Source organism: Aeromonas allosaccharophila (assembly GCF_016026615.1).
Lineage (GTDB): Bacteria > Pseudomonadota > Gammaproteobacteria > Enterobacterales > Aeromonadaceae > Aeromonas > Aeromonas allosaccharophila.
In genome coordinates this window covers 2,881,301-2,896,468 of sequence record NZ_CP065745.1, presented here as the reverse complement: position 1 = coordinate 2,896,468, position 15,168 = coordinate 2,881,301, and the positions used below count along the sequence as shown (strand labels likewise).

Here is a 15,168-nt window from a genome sequence, read left to right as displayed (position 1 = left end):
GAAAAATCACCTTCTTCGCCACTCTGCCAGCCTGGAAAAAGCTATCTATCTCGGCAAAAGCGAGGGCCCCGCCATCCATGATGGCGGGGCCCTTTGTATTATCAGCAGCGTTGCTGATTCAGCCGTTCAGTCTGGTTGGGGCCGGTCACATGGCTTGGCCCGATCAGACGGGAATGGCAGCCCCTGCCGGAGGCGGGGTGATTTTTGAGGCGATCAGGGCCGTAGGTCTGATTAGCGAAGCGTAATCAGACGATCGCGAAAACAGGCTGTCGCCATTCTATTGGTGCTCCAGCTGATCTCTTCTCTATATCCATAGTCACTGAGATTGCTGTGCGGAGGATTACGCTTCGCTAATCGACCCTACTTGCCTCTGTTTTATTTGACGCTCTGCTGTTTGTCGATGGCTTGCTCCCCCACATCCCCGACCCCTCTCCCCTTATCTATGGCAAAGAGTGGGAGAAGGGAACCCGGATCGCAGCGATTTTGGAATGGCGTGACAACTATGGCCAAAGGTTGGCAGGCACTTGTCCCCTCTCCCCTTGGGAGAGGGTTAGGGTGAGGGGAGGTAGCCGTAGGGTGCAATGAAATTGCACCGCTATTGAATCCGCGAGGCTCCGGTGCAATGGTGCCCCTACCCGGCGGCGTGAGCGCCCAGAAATGCCGCCATGATGGTAAATAGCAGCCAGTCATTGATAATGTGTGCGCCGGTCGATACCCAAATATTTTTGGTAATGATGTAGCCACTCAGCAGCACAATGCGGGCCGTCCCGATAACCAGAAAACATTGCACGAAATTCCACTCATAAGTGGGCAGATGCAACGCGCCGAAGATAAGCGCAGTACAGAGCCAGGCGGTGATAATGGCACGCTTGCGCGCCATGGCGAGTCTTTGGTGACAAAACCAGAGCACTGCCAGAAACGGCAAGATGGAGACTACCTCCTCACCGAACAGCTGCGGGGCCGTTTTTAAATAAAAGAGGATGAGGGCCGTATCGGAGGCCTCTGCCAGCAGGGCGTTGGCCGGGTTTGCATTCATCTTGAAAACAAGCTGCAGCAACAATGCAACGGTAAAGGAGACCAGAATATTGGCGCCGGCAATCGCCACCATCAGCAGAACATCCCGCCATGTCGGCGTGCGAAACAGGGCGCGCCACCCTTTACCCACCATGATGGCGAGCACGGCCAGCGGGATTAGCGGAAACAGGATGGCGGGAACAAAGCCGCCCATGGTGGTTTTAAAAAATGCGACCGGCACCGTCAGCATCGAGAAACCCAGCGCCGCACCCAGCAGGAGCACTACCCAGTGGCGGGCAGATAATGCATGTGGCCCCTCGCGATAAAAGGGAAAATCCCCGGCACTTTTGTGCTCGAAACCATAGCCATCCTTGTCATTCAATACCGGCATGGCGGCAGATTGATCTTCACTCATGGCGTCTCTCGATATGTATTCGGGTGTGGTGCAGACAATCGTACACCAAGGTTGTGCCCCGCGAGGTCGCCGCGGCAATGGGTTGTGCAGGTCACCTCACTGCACATGGTTTGTCTCTTGTCCCCTTTGTGCTCGGGTTTCTCAGCACACCATCTGGTCTTTTGACCCGTCTGCGTGGCTCTGATGGATGGCTTCATGGCAATAATGGGGGCATGATCCTGCCTGCACGGTGCTATCGCTAACTAACAAGGAAGAGGTTCGATGGTCAATATTGGGATGCATTTCGAGATTCCGGTAACGGATATGCAGCGAGCAATCGCCTTCTATTCTGCCGTTTTTGATATCGAGTTCGAACGGGTGCAGATCGATGGCAATGAAATGGCGCTATTTCCGCTTATTGACGGTGCCGAAGGCTGCTCTGGTGCGTTGGCCAGAGGGGAGAGTTATGTCCCGAGTCTGGATGGCACGCGTATTTATCTGACGGTGAACGATATTGAGCGGGTGATGGCGGATGCCCTATCGGCGGGCGCCAGGTTGCTTTACCCCGTGACCCGGGTGGGAGAAGCCATCACGGTGGCCGAGTTTCAGGACACTGAAGGTAACCGGATTGCCTTGCTGGATAAGGCGATTTGCGCTGATTAGCGAAGCCTGAGCGGATATGTTCCAACCGGTGCGGGCCATCAACCCCGCCAAAAAACGAGGGCCCCGCCATCCATAATGGCGGGGCCCTCTGCATTAGCAGCAGCGTTGCTGATTCAGCCGTTCGTTCTGGCAGGGGCCAGTGAAATGGCTGGCCTGAGCCCGATTAGACAGGAATGGCTGTCGCCGTCGGTGGTGGGGTGATTTTGGAGGCGATCAGCTGGCGCAGGCGGGGCACCAGCAGCAGCAACACCACGCCGCCCGCCAGCGAGCCCCGGCCGAGCATATTGAATACCGAGCTGTAACCGGGGTTGGTGGCGGCCGGGGTGCTGCCGATATTTTGCGGCATGGCGCCGGAGACATAGCCCGCCAGTACCGAGGCCACGCCGGTCACCATCATCCAGCAGCCCATCATCAAGCCTTGCAGGTTGGCGGGGGCCAGCTTGCCAATCATGGCGTAGCCGATGGGGGAGATCAGCAGCTCGCCCAGACTCTGCAGCACATAGCTGATGGCGATCCACTTGAAGGCGACCAGCCCGTCGGCCCCCGCCAGATGGATGCCGATCGGTAGCACCAGCATGCCGAGTCCCATGCAGAACAGGGAGGCGGCAAACTGGGAGGGGATGTCGATATTCCACCCCTGTTCGCGCAGTCGCTTGAACAGCAGCGCCATCAGCGGGCCACCGATGACGATGACGATAGTGTTGATGTTCTGGATCCACTGGGGAGCGACCCGCAACCCGAACACGTTGAGGTTGATGTTGTGCTCGGAGAAGAGCATCAGCCCCATGGGCGCCAGCTGGTAGAGCGACCAGAAGATGAGGGAGCCAAGGGCGAGGATCAGGTAGGCCACCATGCGGCTGCGCTCGGCGGCGTCCGGGTGGCGGGCTGTCATCACGCAGAGCAGCACCAGCACCACGGCGCCCAGGATCAGCACGAAGCTGCCGCTGAAACTGGCGTGGGTCAGCAGCAGGCGCAGCGCCGGCACCAGCATGGCCAGAATGGCGATCCCGGCCAGCATGCGGCGGTAGAAGGCGCTCCCTTTGATATGGCGCAGCGGGGTACTGATATCCGCCAGAATCGGCCAGAAGCACAGGGTGGCGATGATGGCCAGCACGTTGCCCAGCGTCGCAAACAGGAACAGGGTGCGGTAATCCTCGGTGAGCTGGAAGTAGCCCGCCACCGAGAAGCCCATAAAGAAGCCCAGATTCATCCCGGCGTAGTTCCACAGGAAGGCGCTCTCGCGGCGGTGATCGTCCGGGGCGAAGCGCTGGGTCAGCATCATGTTGAGGCAGGTGACGTTGAGACCGCTGCCGGTGAGGAACATGGCGAGCCCCCAGTAGAGGCCGGTGATGCCCATCTCGGCGATGAGGTAGCAGCCGATCACCTGCAAGACCATCCCCATCACGAACAGGTTGCGGTTACTGAGGTAACGCCCGCCGAGGTAGCCGCCAAACAGGTGCAGGCCGTAGTTGAAGGCCCCGAAGATCCCCATCATGGCGTTGGCCTGGGATTCGCTAAAGCCGAGCCGCTTGGTGGCGTAGAGCACCAGGGTGGAGTAGAGCACGGCAAAACCCAGGGTGGCGAAGGTCTGGATAAAGAACAGGGCGCCTGAGCCGGGTGGGACGGCGGCGTGATGAGGGTGTGGTGTCGAAGCGCTCACGGTCTGTCTCCTGTGAGAAGAGAAAATCACAACTCATCCTGAGAGCGTACCGGTCTGCTGCCGGCTAGCCTTTGGCGCTTCCATGCTGGTTTCAAGGCTGGTCTGTCATTTAGCGACCTGCCCGATCAAATTGCCAGACCTTAAATTTAATCCGGCGCGATTAATTGCTTTTTATTGATCTATTCCGCCTTTTTATGCGAGAAAGGTCGTGATTTCAGCCCGGTTTGCCATGCGATTGCGGTGCGTCTGATGTGATCTTGTCGGTCTTTTTGTGCCAATTTCTGCGCTGTGGTGCGATCTCCATCCCGTTTATTACCCCATCACATCACGACAACCCGGCTGTTACGTCGTATGTCATTTATTCATCTGCAAGCGTTGAGTGAATAAATATCGGGGAGAGGAGGGGCGGCCTGAGGGTAGCTTGCGCGTATTCCCTCTCCCCTTGGGAGAGGGGCAGGGTGAGGGGAGGTGCTTGTCGCCAGATATAACAACGCCCGGCGGGCCGGGCGTTGTGGTGCGACTGAAGGGGCGACGAAAGCGGCCTTAGAAGTCGTGGTAGAGCGGCCAGCCGAGCAGCGGGTGCTTGAGACCGGCGCGCATTTCGAAGTTGTCGAGCTTCTCCGGCGAGGCGTTCTCTTTTTGCAGCAGTTGGTACTGGCGCACAAAGCCCAGCGTGTGCAGCAGGTTGGGGACAAACCCCTTGCTGAGATCCTGACGCAGACCGGCGATCAGTTCGCCCGGCAGCTCTGCCAGCAGCAGCTCCAGCTGGGCGGCCAGATAGTCGGTGTCGTACCACGCCTCGTTGAGCTCAATCTCCCGCGCCAGTTTGCGCTTGAGATCCTGCTTCACCTTGAGCTTGGCGGCGCCGCTGCCATTGCCGCAGAGAATGCGGTAGAGCAGCGCTTCGGCCAGCTTGTCTTCCATGGTCGGGTGGTCGTTTTCGCAGGCGAAGCAGTGCTGATCCAGCAGGGTCATCAGGCGGACCTTGTTATGCTCGGCCAGCGCCTTTTCGTACTCCTGCCACCCTTGCCACTCTTCCACGTCCGGCGGGCTGGAGATCTTGTCCAGCAGACGGGCGTCCACATCCCCAAAGAGGTTGTTGCCGCCGGGCTGCTTGCTGCTGACGGAGATCAGCATCGACCACCCTTTCTGGAACGGCTTGATGGGCCCTTCCGGCGCTTGCAGCAGGGCGAGCGCTTTTGCGGTGTCGCGCTGGGAGAGCTCCTGCAGGCCGAGGCTCACCACGCCGATCACGTCGTGGGCGGCCTGCTCCAGCAGGTGCATCTTGTACTTGTTGTAGTACTTGTCGGCGAACTTCAGGCTCATCAGCACCGCCTTGCCCTTGATGGCGGCGAGCTGCTGCTGGCTCAAGAGTTCGTTGTCGCGGCCAAAGCGCAGCACCTGAGTGAGAAAGGGGCCTTGATTGACGTCGCGTATCACTAGTTGCATTGCGGGGTTCCTCAATCCAGAAAGCTGAACATGTCGTCGACTTCGGCGTACTCGTCCTCGACCTTGTTCTTCTCTTTGGCCTGCATAACCAGCTCGCTGGCGAACTTGTTGATGATCCCTTCCCAGCTGGAGTGCTCATTGCGCAGCAGCGCCTTGATGGATTTCTCCACCTCGGGGGCCAGCTCGCGGATCAGCATCAACAGGCTGCGCGGGTCATCCAGTGCGTAGTCGTGGGCATCTTCGCTCTGCTGGCGGTTGCTGTAGGAGAGCGCCTCTTCCAGATCTTCCTCTTCCGCGTGCAGCGGGTCGTGGAAGCCCTCTTCATCCTCGTAGCGATCGCCACGGTAGAACTCGATAAAGGGGATGGCGAGGTAGAAAAGACCGGCCGGATCGTCGGCGACGCACTCGAGGATCTCGCGCTGCTTCGTTTCGCTATCCTGGGTGCGGATCAGGTAGTTGAGGAAGTCGAAGGTGTGCTGCTGCAGCTCTTCGGCGTTGTTCTTGATCGCTTCTTCCCAGTAGAGGGGCTGCTGGCAGACGATGTCGCGGATCCGCTCCGGGGTCATCAGCTCCGCGATGATGGAGGGGAAGGACATGTCATGCTGGCCGTTGATCTGGGTCAGGGTGACGATATCGATCTGTTCAATGACTTCGCCCAGCTGCTCATCGGACATGGTCTTGGCGATCAGCTCGAACTTCTCGCTGGCCTGCTTCGGCTCGATAACGGCCAGCTCTTTGATCTCGATGGCGGTAATTTCTATCAGACTGTTGTTCATGCGTTGCCCCAATTAGAAACGTACTTCGTCGTACATATCCTGATCGCCGTCGTCGTCACCATCACCGTTGTAGTCGGCGTCGGCATCTTCCCCGTCTTCATCTTCGTCGTCACGCAGTTCATAGTCGTCATCGGCACGGCGGCCACCGCGCGGCAGCGGGTTGTCGAGCTGGAACAGCACGGCGCAGGCTTCGATCAGCTGATCTTCGCTCTGGGCCCGTACCGCCTTGACCAGCGGCAGGTCGGCATTGTTGAACGCCACCGACACCTTGAATTCGTCCCATGAGGGTTGTACGCCGCCGGTGAGCCATTTGTTCCACTCGGGCTTGGTCTTGGCCGGAAACTGCACCCGGCCATAGAGGGCCAGCGGCAGGTATTCCGGCATGAACTCCAGCATGCTCATATCGGCCAGCAGCAGGGTCTTCATCTGGCCGGTGAACTGTTCCAGCGCCTTGGGGTCATCCTGATCCCGGTAGGATTCGATGTTCTCGCTCGCGTCACTTATCAGCGCTTTGATACGCGCCTGATCCCATTTTTTGTGCATAGTGGCTCTTCTTTCCTGCGTCGGCATCAGGGGTAGAACTGATCCCACATCTCCTGCATGGCAGCAGCGGGATCGGTCACGATAACGTTGTTGAAATCCTTGATAAAGGCGGCGCGCTGCTTCGGGTCGGACAGCACTTCATAGGCCTGCTTTACCTGGTGCAGCTTGATGGCTGCCAGCTCTCGCTCTTCTTCGCTCGCCCCTAACAGCTTATCGGGGTGGTACTGGTTCGACAGCCGGCGATAGGCTTTTTTGATGTCGTTTTCGTTGGCGTTGGACTTGACGCCCAGCACCCGAAAGTAGTTGTTCATGGCAGATCCTGCATCACTGGCATCATCGGATTCACACTGCGGGTGCCTGATGGTGGGGATTGGCAAACCAGGCACGGCAAAAACCCGTCATTTTAACGGAAACGGCCCCCCAAAGCGATGAATTGGGCGACGAATTAAGGGGCGGGATGAAGAGGTGTCAGTTGAGCGTCTATTGTTGCCAGTCGGTCTGGCCAGTGCAAGGGCCGCGCACGGGAAGGCGATGAAAAAATGGCCATCCGGTAGGGATGGCCATGTTGAAGGCAACGATGTTGCGTGGCTAGAGCGACGCCCACCAGAGCCGCAGCTGCAAGCCCCACTTCGAGCTCCAGCCGGTGGTGCTGCTCACCAGCTTGCCATCCTTGATGACGAGGAAAGTCGGGGTGACGCCCACCTGCCACTTGGCGGCCAGATCCCCCGACTCGTCATTGTGGGTCGGGAAGGTGAGCCCCTTCTTGCCCATCCCCTTGCCTAACTGCTCCGAATTGCCGGAGCGCAGCGCCACCGTCAGCACGTTTTCACCCTCTTGCCCGAGCTGCTGCATGGTCGGGGTGGTGAAGCGGCAGACGCCGCACCAGCTGGCCCAGTAGTAGACCAGCAGCGGCTTGCCCTGACTTAAGGTGGCGAGATCCGTGTTGCTGCCATCCTGCAGGGTGACGGGGGCGCTCATCGCCCCTTCAGGCAGGGTCGGGCTGCGCCACAGATCCAGCAGGGTCGAGATGACCAGCGCCATCAGCAGCAGCCAGAGTGCCTCTTTGCCCCAGCGTCGCCAGCGGGGTTGAGGATTGATTGTTGTCATCCCTTACCCCAGCTTGGCCAGTTCGGCTTGCACCAGTTGCTCCAGCTCCTCATAGGGGATGGCGCCCGGCACCAGCTGGTTGCCGATAAGCGTCGCCGGTGTGCCCTGTACCCCGAGAATGGTGCCGATGCGCAGGCTATTGCGCAGCTCCTCGGTCGCCTTGCCCTCCGGTTTGAGCGCCACATTGCCGGTGGCCGCCAGCGCCTTGTTGATGTCTGCCTCGGTCAGCATCCCCTGCTTGCTCATCAGCTTGTCGTGCAGGACGAGGAAGCGGGCTGGATCCTGCTGCCACAGGGTCAGGCTGTATTGAGCCGCCTTGGCGGAGGTCTGCCCCTTGAACGGCAGCAGCTTGATCACCAGCCCCAGATCGTCCGGATAGGCCTTGAGCAGCTTGGTCAGCTGGGGATCGAACTGCTTGCAGTAGGGGCAGTTGTAGTCGGTGAACAGCACCAGCGTCAGCTTGGGGTTTTTGGCGCCGATGCGCGGGCTGGTGGCGCTGTTGAACAGCACATCCTTGTTGCCCTTGATGAAGTTGCCAAGCTGCGCCTGCTGGGCCGCCGCGTTCTGCTTCTCCCAGGATTCGGCTGCCTCGTCGAGGATCTTGGGGTTGGCGATCAGGGTTTCGCGGATCAGCTCCTTGATGCGCGCCTCCTGCTCCGCAGTGAAGGGGGCGGCGTGCAGGGCCGGAGTTAGCAGGGCTGTACAGAAAGAGGCCAACAGGGGCAGGGCGCTCAGGGTTGATTTCATTTGGTGTCTCCTTGAGAAGTGGCAATGCCTGCTTGCGCCAGGGTGGCAAGCAGGGTCGGGCGGTCCAGCAGGGGCGAGAGGATCTCGCCACCCTGCAGGCCGGGTCCGTAGATCTGGTTGAAGGGAATGGCCACGCTACCGCGTTGGCGCAAGAAGTCGGCGATGCTGGCAGAGGGGCGGCGCCAGTCCCCACGCAGGGCCACCACATCGGGGGCGCTCAGCGCGCTTTGCACGTCATCTCGCAGCAGTACGTTGAATTTGTTGGCTTTACAGGTAATGCACCAGTCAGCGGTGACATCGACAAAGACCCGCTTGTTCTGGGCCAGCGCATTCTGGATGGCTTGCTCCGTGAGCGGCTGCCAGTTGACGGTATCTCGCTGGGGTTTTCCTTCCATCGTAAAGGCGCCGCCCAGCAGCAGGGCCCCGCCCAGTAAACAGCCCAGCGCCAACCCCAGGGTCACGCCCCGGATGCCATGGCGCCACACGACGGCCAGCAGCAGGGCAGCCAGCATCAGCGCCATCAGGATTAGCATCCAGAATTGACCGACATGGTTGCCGAGCAGGCTGAGCAGCCAGAGGCTGGATCCCAGCATCATCAGGCCGAGCAGCATGCGCAGTCGTCCCATCCAGCGGCCCGGCTTCGGCAGCCAGAGCGCAAGACGGGGGAAGGCGGCGATCAGCAGCCAGGGCAGGCTCATGCCGAGGCCAAGCGCGGTGAAGATAAGCCACAGCTGACCGATGGGGGCCGCCAGCGCAAAGGCGACCGCGGTGCCAAGGAAGGGGGCCGAGCAGGGGGTCGCCAGCAGGGTGGCGAAACTCCCCTGCAGGAAGTGGCCACCGAGGCCGTTGCCGCCGCTGGTGGCGAGGCGGGTGCTGAGATTGCTGGGCAGCCGGATCTCGAATAGCCCCAGCAGGTTGGCGCAGAACAGCGCCGTCACCACCACCATAAAGCCGATAAACCAGATGCTCTGGAACTGGATGCCCCAACCGACAGCGCCTTGCGTGGCGCGCAGCAGGGTGCTCATGGCTGCCAGCATCCAGAAGGAGACGATAATCCCGCCACTGGCCGCCAGAAATTGCAGGCGAACCGGACGGCGCTCACGGGTTTCCAGCTGCAACACCGATCCCAGCTTCAGTGCCAGCACCGGCAGCACGCAGGGCATCAGATTGAGGATCAGGCCACCCAACAGGGCGGCGCCCAGCAGCCAGAGCAGCGAGTGGCCCTGACTCGGCAGGGTCAGCGGGTCACCTATCTTGAGTTCGCTCTGCCAAGCCTGTTCACCGTTGGCCAGTACCAAGCCGAGTGGCTGGTTACGGATGTCGGGCGCATCGCCCTGCCAGCCATCGCTGACCGGAATGCGGGCGATCAGGGTGTTGTCTTGTACCTCCAGCTCGGGTTTGCCAAATTCGGCGCCCTCCAGCCGCTGGAGGAAAATCTGCGGATCCTGCCAGCCCTGCGGGTTGTCGGCAGTCAGCTGCAGCTGGTTTTGCTGATAACCCGCGTTGAGGATGACGGTCTCCGGCATGGCTTGTGGCAGCGTGCTCATCGCCTGGGCGTAGGCAAAGTCGAACCCTTCCGGCGCAGTGCCATCCAGCGCCAGGGTGAAGGGGTAGTCAGTCAGGATGCAGACATTGCTACAGGTTGAAAGGCGCAGGGTGCCCGTCAGTGCCTCGCGGCGGCTGTGGGCAAGCGTGATGGGGAGGCTGACGGTCTTCTGATAGCCCTGGGTCGAGATGCCGCTGACCTCAAACCGCTCCGGTACGGGCCAATGCCACTGCTGCGCCGCTTGCGGGTCATCCCAGAATATTTCAGGGGCAATGCCGCCTTCCCCCGGGTTCTGCCAATAGGTTTTCCAGCCGGATTCGAGCTCCAGGGTCAGCAGCACGCGCGTTTGGGCGGGATCACGGGCGTCGGCTTGCAGCCGCACTTTTGCGTGATCGTTCCGGGGACTGGCAAGCCAGCCGGTGTCGCTGGCCAATCCCATGGATTGCCACAGCAGACCGCCCATCAACAGGGCCGTCTTGATGATGTTTGACATTTGTCTGTCTCTTGAAAATGGAAGTTAGGGTGGTGTAAACCGCGGCTAACTCATTCTCGCCAGACACAGAGAGTAAGATGCAGTCGCCGTTCAGGCGGAGATATGTTCCGAGGTGGGGGCAACGCGGGTGAGCGGCGCGACAGCGGCGCCAGCAGGGCAATCACGAAGGCGATGGCAAAGAAGATCTGTTCAACGCAGAGCAGGGTAGCGGCGCTCAGCCACTTGCCATTGAGCTGGCAACTGGTGGGCTGCGGGCTGGCCGGTTTGGCATCCTCTTGATCCGCCGCGGCGCTTGGAACAGGCAGTGCCTGACAGCTGAGGGCCTGATCGAGTTGGGCCAGCCGTGCCAGCGGCTGGGCCGCACAGTTGAGCACCAGAATGCAGACCAGCAGCAGGAGTCTTGTCGCCACGCGTTGTCGCAAAATCATGCTCGCCCTACCCTGTTGAATGGTGCATATCCTATCGATCAATAATGTCAGGGGCAAGTCAGCGGGATTCGATAAGACCATATGCGCGATGCGGGGGGGTCAGTTCTGTCTGGCGAACGCTTGTTCGCTAAAAGGGGGATCAGTATACTGCGCCGAGTTAAAACTCGAGGTGTTCGATGCTCAAAATTGCCCGTGTGCTGCTGCTTGGTCTGCTGCTCATTTTCTGGTTCCTGTTCGGCCTGCTGCTCTGTCTGGTTCGTCCGCGTCATCCCAACAACGTCTATGTCTTCGCCCGCATGTATCACGCGGTCTGCCCGTTGATCGGGCTGCGAGTCAAGGTGACGGTGGCCGACGAGGTCAAATCGGTCGGCCCGGCGGTCTACGTCTGCAACCACCAGAGCAACTTCGACATCTTCACCGTGACCGGTGCGGTGCAGCCTGGTGTGGTGGCGGTCGGCAAGAAGAGCCTGCTCTGGCTGCCCCTGTTCGGCCTTATCTTCTGGCTCTCCGGCAACGTGCTGATCGACCGTTCCAACCGTTCCCGTGCCATCGGCACCATCGGTCAGGTAGTGGATCGCATCAAGAATCGCGGCACCTCCATCTGGATGTTCCCGGAGGGGACCCGCTCCAAGGGGCGCGGCCTGCTGCCGTTCAAGGCGGGCGCTTTCCACACTGCGGTGCAGGCTGAAGTGCCGGTGGTGCCCATCGTCTGCTCCAGCTACTTCGGTCAGGTCGACCTCAATCGCTGGGACAACGGCGAAGTGCTGGTGGAGGTGATGGCGCCGGTCTGCAGCAAGGAGCACGGTGCCAGCGGCATTCGCGATCTCTCCGACACCTGCCGTGCCCGGATGGAGGCCAAGCTGGCCGAACTGGACAGCAAGCTGGGCCACAGCCACGCCGCCTGATGGATAGCGCAGCTGAATCGACAAGGGAGCCACCGGCTCCCTTTTTGTTGGTGAAAATCACCACTTGATTGGCTATTTTCACCAACAAACCGTTCTTGAATTTCCTCAATAAACTCCCATCTATATGTAAAACAACAATAATTTTTCTTGGCACGGCTCTTGTAATGCAATGGGAAGAGATAGCCATCCCATCAACAAGGAGCCAGACCATGAGCGTATTCAGCCGCCTGACCGACGTGATTAATGCCAACCTGCACAGCCTGCTCGACAAGAGTGAAGAGCCGGAAAAGATGCTGCGCCTGATGATCGAAGAGATGGAGCAGGTACAGGTCGAGATGCGTACCCAGGCCGCCCGCGTGATTGCCGAACAGAAACAGCTGGAACGTCACCAGCAGGCGTTGCAGGCGCAGATCCTGGAGTGGTCGGCCAAGGCCGAGCTAGCCATCCAGAAAGGCCGTGAGGATCTGGCCCGTGCCGCCCTCACCGAGAAGCTGGCGGAGGTCAAGAAATGTGAACAGCTGGAGCAGGACAAGGCCCGGGTGGCCGAGGTGCTGGCCCAGCTCACCGCCGACAGCGAGCGACTGGCGGCCAAGCTGACCGAGGCCCGCGAGAAACAGAAACTGCTGACCCTGCGCGAGCAGACGGCCCACAGCCGCATTCGTGCCCGCGCCCAGGTAGACAACCAGCGCATGCATGAGCTGATGGCGCGCTTTGACGGTTTTCAGGGCCGGGTCGATCAGCTGGAAGCACAGCTGGAGGCGGCCACACTGGGGCAGAATCCCTCGCTGGAGGCCCAGTTCCGCGAGCTGGAGCTCAATGACGAGATCGAGCGCGAGCTGGCTCGCCTCAAAGGCCAGAAGGCGGAGGTGTAATCATGAGCCCCTGGCCCAAGGATCTGGTGCATCGCAAGCTGACCGGGGTCTGCGCCGGTATCGCCAGGCGGTTGGGGGTCTCCAGAGTCACGGTGCGGGTGGTGGCACTGCTCGCCCTGATCCTGATGCCGCCGCTGGCACTGGCCGCCTATCTGCTAGCGGTGCTGGTGATGCCGCCCCGTTATGAATTGAAGCGCTGGCTGGATTGACCGAAGGGTTGCCCAGCCGGCAGACAAGGTACTGATAAGGAGCAAGTTATGCTGGAATTTTTCATCTTGCTGGTGGTGCTGCTGGTCATGGCACTGACCGGTTTTACCCTGGTAGCCATGTTGCTGGTGAGCGGCCTGTTTGTGCTGCTTGGGGCGCTGGGTGGCATGCTTGCTCTGATCATCAAGCTGGCCCCCTGGTTGCTGCTGGTGCTGGCGGTCTGCTGGCTGATCAGCAACCGCAGCAAGCGCTCCAATACCTACCTCTAACCCGCCTGAGGTTGTGCAAGACGTTGTGTGATGCTCCCTGATTTCCCCTTTTCGGCCACTCATCGAGTGGCCTTTTTTTGCCTGTCATTCTCAAGGCCGGGTGGCTGCGGCTAACCACTGCGGGCTCCAGCTCTGCCAGAGCTCGGGGTGCAGGATCAGCTGCTCCTTGAAGGATTTTGGCTGCTGCTTGAGGCGGTATTCGATGCGCAGGGCCGCCCCCTTCTCACCGACTTCCTGCTGCCATGCCAGCGTCAGTGGCCCCTTGCCGCGCAGGGCGCGAGAGCCCTTGCCACTCTGGTGCTGGCGCAGGCGGCGCAGCGGATCCGTGCTGATCCCGGTATAGAGCAGGCCGCTGGCGGTACGCACCATATAGACAGACCAGCGGGAGGGCTCGGGTGGTTGCGGCGCGGGTGTGGTGGTCGCGGACTCTCTCATTCAACGTCTCTGTGCCAAACTCAAAGCAGCTCAAGGAGGTGCGATGAGAGTCTGGTTCTGGTTGTGGTTACTGTTGTCGGTCCCGGCTCTGGGGGAGACGATCCGTCTCTACGATTACCATCAGCATCCGCCCTTCAATACCGGTGGAGAGGCTGGGTTGAGCCACGAGCTCGTCAAGTATCTCAATGAAAAGCTGGGGGGGGAACCCAGGATCGAGCTCTGGCTGGTCAATCGCGCCCGGCTGGCGCTGGAGATGTCGGATCCCGACTTCGACGGTCTGGTGGTCTGGGTCAATCCCGCCTGGGTGGGGGATCCCCAACGCGAGCGCTATCTCTGGACCTTTCCGGTGATGCGCGACACCAACGAGCTGATCTCGAGCATCGACAAGCCGATCACCTATCGCGGGCCAGATTCCCTCAAGGGGCTGGTGTTTGGCGGGGTGGAGGGCTATCGCTACCAGGGGATCGATGAGGCGGCAGCCGGGGGGGAGCTGGTGCGCCACGATGCCAAGAAGGTGAAGATCAATCTGGATCTGCTGGTGCGCGGGCGCATCGATGTGACTCTGGTGCCCGGATCGGCCCTCGCGTTTTTCACCCATGTCCCGGCCTATGAGGGCAAGCTGTTTGTCTCGCCCTTTCCCCAATCCAGCTATACCCGCCATATTCTGGTGCCCAGATCTCGTGCCGATCTCCATGCTCGTCTCAACGATATCGCCGAGCAGATGGACCGGGATCCCCGCTGGCACCAGGTACTGGAGTCCTATCGCGGTACGCCCTGAGGGCGGCGCTTGAGCCGGTGCAGCGGTAGCAGGCTCACCAGCAAGCCCGACCAGACGAAGGCGAAACCGACCGTCTTGATGGGGTCCGGCGCCTCACCAAACCAGTAGATGGCGAGCAGGAAGGCGAGGCTGGGCTCGATATATTGCAGCAGCCCCACCGTGCTCATCCGGGTTCTTGCCACCGCGTAGCAGAACAGCCCCACCGGCAGCAGGGTGGCGGGAGCACTGCCCATCAGCAGCAGCTTGTCGGCCAGACCCCCGTTCACGAATGCCCCTTCCCCGTGCCATGCCAGCGTGCCGATGATGATCAGCGCGACGGGCAGTTGCACCATGGCTTCCAGATAGAGGCTGGTGCCGGTGTCGTAGTGGATCTTCTTCTTGATAAGGCCGTAGCAGGCGAAGTTGGCCCCCATGATGAGGGAGAACCAGGGGAGCTGGCCGTAGCAGAACAGCATGTAGGCGAGCCCCGCCAGCGCCAGGGCGACCGCCAGATGTTTTTGCGGGGTGAGCCGCTCTTTGAGGAAGATGACGGCGAATACGATATTGAACAGCGGGGTCATAAAGAAGGCGAGGCTGGTGGTCAGCACCTGCCCTGTGGTGAGGCACCAGGTGAACATGCACCAGCTGATGGACATCACGGGGCCCGCCAACAGAATGAGGCCGAGCTGGCGCGGCTCGCTGCGCAGTTGTGCCCAGGGCACCTTGTGGCCAAGCAGCAGAAACAGGGCACCCAGCAGCACCACAGACCAGAGCACCCGGTGGGAGATCAGCTCCCACATGTTGACCTCGGGCATAAATTGATAATAGAGCGGCAGCATCCCCCACAGGATGAAGGAGAGGGTCGCGGTGCTTGTACCTAGCCAGTTTTTCATTATCGTCCGT

At 60.4% G+C, this 15,168-nt stretch carries 18 protein-coding genes; 6 read left to right on the top strand and 12 right to left on the bottom strand.

From position 1 onward, the window contains the following. Nucleotides 1-631: 631 nt before the first annotated feature. On the bottom strand, nt 632-1,429 hold the full coding sequence (locus tag I6G90_RS13160; protein ID WP_197927838.1) for a CPBP family intramembrane glutamic endopeptidase: 798 nt from the start codon (nt 1,427-1,429) through the stop codon (nt 632-634). A gap of 261 nt (nt 1,430-1,690) precedes the next feature. On the opposite strand from I6G90_RS13160, the gene I6G90_RS13155 reads away from it, so the two are divergent. Then, nucleotides 1,691-2,071, top strand: coding sequence for a VOC family protein (locus I6G90_RS13155; protein ID WP_058052345.1), 381 nt, complete (start codon nt 1,691-1,693; stop codon nt 2,069-2,071). A 163-nt stretch (nt 2,072-2,234) separates the two neighbouring features. Here I6G90_RS13155 and I6G90_RS13150 read toward each other — a convergent pair whose 3' ends face one another. From I6G90_RS13150 to I6G90_RS13110, 9 genes are all read right to left on the bottom strand, one after another. Then, the gene (locus tag I6G90_RS13150; RefSeq protein ID WP_232254360.1) at nt 2,235-3,731 is read right to left on the bottom strand and encodes a peptide MFS transporter; all 1,497 of its coding nucleotides are present in this window, start codon (nt 3,729-3,731) and stop codon (nt 2,235-2,237) included. A 543-nt stretch (nt 3,732-4,274) separates the two neighbouring features. Next, nucleotides 4,275-5,180 (bottom strand): cold adaptation protein AtcC, encoded by a 906-nt coding sequence (atcC, locus tag I6G90_RS13145; protein WP_182969819.1) that lies wholly within the window; start codon nt 5,178-5,180, stop codon nt 4,275-4,277. An 11-nt stretch (nt 5,181-5,191) separates the two neighbouring features. Then, nucleotides 5,192-5,956 (bottom strand): cold adaptation protein AtcB, encoded by a 765-nt coding sequence (atcB, locus tag I6G90_RS13140; RefSeq protein ID WP_111807722.1) that lies wholly within the window; start codon nt 5,954-5,956, stop codon nt 5,192-5,194. 12 nt (nt 5,957-5,968) lie between these two features. After that, complete coding sequence (atcA, locus tag I6G90_RS13135; protein ID WP_197927834.1) at nt 5,969-6,499, bottom strand: cold adaptation protein AtcA; 531 nt, start codon at nt 6,497-6,499, stop codon at nt 5,969-5,971. Nucleotides 6,500-6,525: 26 nt separating this feature from the next. Further along, nucleotides 6,526-6,810 carry a cold adaptation protein ActJcold adaptation protein ActJ gene (gene atcJ / locus I6G90_RS13130; RefSeq protein ID WP_033135738.1) on the bottom strand — a complete coding sequence of 95 codons (285 nt, stop codon included), beginning with the start codon at nt 6,808-6,810 and terminating at the stop codon, nt 6,526-6,528. Nucleotides 6,811-7,087: 277 nt separating this feature from the next. Continuing rightward, nucleotides 7,088-7,606, bottom strand: a complete 519-nt coding sequence (locus I6G90_RS13125) for a protein disulfide oxidoreductase (protein ID WP_197927833.1) — start codon at nt 7,604-7,606, stop codon at nt 7,088-7,090. A gap of 3 nt (nt 7,607-7,609) precedes the next feature. Beyond that, a complete protein-coding gene (locus I6G90_RS13120) occupies nt 7,610-8,353 on the bottom strand; it encodes a DsbA family protein (protein ID WP_042061901.1) in 744 nt (247 codons plus the stop codon). Beyond that, complete coding sequence (locus I6G90_RS13115; protein ID WP_197927831.1) at nt 8,350-10,392, bottom strand: protein-disulfide reductase DsbD family protein; 2,043 nt, start codon at nt 10,390-10,392, stop codon at nt 8,350-8,352. The genes I6G90_RS13120 and I6G90_RS13115 overlap by 4 nt, the downstream gene beginning before the upstream one ends. A gap of 50 nt (nt 10,393-10,442) precedes the next feature. Further along, complete coding sequence (locus I6G90_RS13110; RefSeq protein ID WP_042061904.1) at nt 10,443-10,820, bottom strand: hypothetical protein; 378 nt, start codon at nt 10,818-10,820, stop codon at nt 10,443-10,445. A 176-nt stretch (nt 10,821-10,996) separates the two neighbouring features. Here I6G90_RS13110 and I6G90_RS13105 point away from each other — a divergent pair, with 176 nt between their 5' ends. The 4 genes from I6G90_RS13105 to pspG all read left to right on the top strand — a co-directional run bounded on the left by I6G90_RS13105 (nt 10,997) and on the right by pspG (nt 13,073). Further along, on the top strand, nt 10,997-11,725 hold the full coding sequence (locus I6G90_RS13105; protein ID WP_182932974.1) for a 1-acylglycerol-3-phosphate O-acyltransferase: 729 nt from the start codon (nt 10,997-10,999) through the stop codon (nt 11,723-11,725). A 209-nt stretch (nt 11,726-11,934) separates the two neighbouring features. Beyond that, entirely contained in the window at nt 11,935-12,597 is a 663-nt protein-coding gene (gene pspA / locus I6G90_RS13100) for a phage shock protein PspA (protein WP_019446683.1), read from the top strand. Between the two features lie 2 nt (nt 12,598-12,599). Further along, on the top strand, nt 12,600-12,806 hold the full coding sequence (locus tag I6G90_RS13095) for a PspC domain-containing protein (RefSeq protein ID WP_005335873.1): 207 nt from the start codon (nt 12,600-12,602) through the stop codon (nt 12,804-12,806). Nucleotides 12,807-12,854: 48 nt separating this feature from the next. Next, complete coding sequence (gene pspG, locus I6G90_RS13090; protein ID WP_005335871.1) at nt 12,855-13,073, top strand: envelope stress response protein PspG; 219 nt, start codon at nt 12,855-12,857, stop codon at nt 13,071-13,073. 90 nt (nt 13,074-13,163) lie between these two features. Here pspG and I6G90_RS13085 read toward each other — a convergent pair whose 3' ends face one another. Continuing rightward, complete coding sequence (locus I6G90_RS13085; RefSeq protein ID WP_197927829.1) at nt 13,164-13,508, bottom strand: GIY-YIG nuclease family protein; 345 nt, start codon at nt 13,506-13,508, stop codon at nt 13,164-13,166. Between the two features lie 43 nt (nt 13,509-13,551). On the opposite strand from I6G90_RS13085, the gene I6G90_RS13080 reads away from it, so the two are divergent. Next, on the top strand, nt 13,552-14,286 hold the full coding sequence (locus I6G90_RS13080; RefSeq protein ID WP_058052335.1) for a substrate-binding periplasmic protein: 735 nt from the start codon (nt 13,552-13,554) through the stop codon (nt 14,284-14,286). On the opposite strand, the gene rarD is transcribed toward I6G90_RS13080, so the two are convergent. After that, entirely contained in the window at nt 14,268-15,158 is an 891-nt protein-coding gene (gene rarD / locus I6G90_RS13075) for an EamA family transporter RarD (protein ID WP_197927827.1), read from the bottom strand. The genes I6G90_RS13080 and rarD overlap by 19 nt on opposite strands. Between the last annotated feature and the right edge of the window lie 10 nt (nt 15,159-15,168).

Excerpts from the sequence above, each read along its gene's own strand:
- pspA (WP_019446683.1), top strand. The coding sequence starts at position 11,935 with ATGAGCGTATTCAGCCGCCTGACCGACGTGATTAATGCCAACCTGCAC.
- I6G90_RS13115 (WP_197927831.1), bottom strand. The coding sequence starts at position 10,392 with ATGTCAAACATCATCAAGACGGCCCTGTTGATGGGCGGTCTGCTGTGG.
- I6G90_RS13125 (WP_197927833.1), bottom strand. The coding sequence starts at position 7,606 with ATGACAACAATCAATCCTCAACCCCGCTGGCGACGCTGGGGCAAAGAG.
- I6G90_RS13080 (WP_058052335.1), top strand. The coding sequence starts at position 13,552 with ATGAGAGTCTGGTTCTGGTTGTGGTTACTGTTGTCGGTCCCGGCTCTG.
- I6G90_RS13110 (WP_042061904.1), bottom strand. The coding sequence starts at position 10,820 with ATGATTTTGCGACAACGCGTGGCGACAAGACTCCTGCTGCTGGTCTGC.
- I6G90_RS13120 (WP_042061901.1), bottom strand. The coding sequence starts at position 8,353 with ATGAAATCAACCCTGAGCGCCCTGCCCCTGTTGGCCTCTTTCTGTACA.
- atcA (WP_197927834.1), bottom strand. The coding sequence starts at position 6,499 with ATGCACAAAAAATGGGATCAGGCGCGTATCAAAGCGCTGATAAGTGAC.
- pspG (WP_005335871.1), top strand. The coding sequence starts at position 12,855 with ATGCTGGAATTTTTCATCTTGCTGGTGGTGCTGCTGGTCATGGCACTG.
- I6G90_RS13095 (WP_005335873.1), top strand. The coding sequence starts at position 12,600 with ATGAGCCCCTGGCCCAAGGATCTGGTGCATCGCAAGCTGACCGGGGTC.
- I6G90_RS13085 (WP_197927829.1), bottom strand. The coding sequence starts at position 13,508 with ATGAGAGAGTCCGCGACCACCACACCCGCGCCGCAACCACCCGAGCCC.
- atcC (WP_182969819.1), bottom strand. The coding sequence starts at position 5,180 with ATGCAACTAGTGATACGCGACGTCAATCAAGGCCCCTTTCTCACTCAG.
- atcJ (WP_033135738.1), bottom strand. The coding sequence starts at position 6,810 with ATGAACAACTACTTTCGGGTGCTGGGCGTCAAGTCCAACGCCAACGAA.
- I6G90_RS13160 (WP_197927838.1), bottom strand. The coding sequence starts at position 1,429 with ATGAGTGAAGATCAATCTGCCGCCATGCCGGTATTGAATGACAAGGAT.
- I6G90_RS13155 (WP_058052345.1), top strand. The coding sequence starts at position 1,691 with ATGGTCAATATTGGGATGCATTTCGAGATTCCGGTAACGGATATGCAG.
- atcB (WP_111807722.1), bottom strand. The coding sequence starts at position 5,956 with ATGAACAACAGTCTGATAGAAATTACCGCCATCGAGATCAAAGAGCTG.
- rarD (WP_197927827.1), bottom strand. The coding sequence starts at position 15,158 with ATGAAAAACTGGCTAGGTACAAGCACCGCGACCCTCTCCTTCATCCTG.
- I6G90_RS13105 (WP_182932974.1), top strand. The coding sequence starts at position 10,997 with ATGCTCAAAATTGCCCGTGTGCTGCTGCTTGGTCTGCTGCTCATTTTC.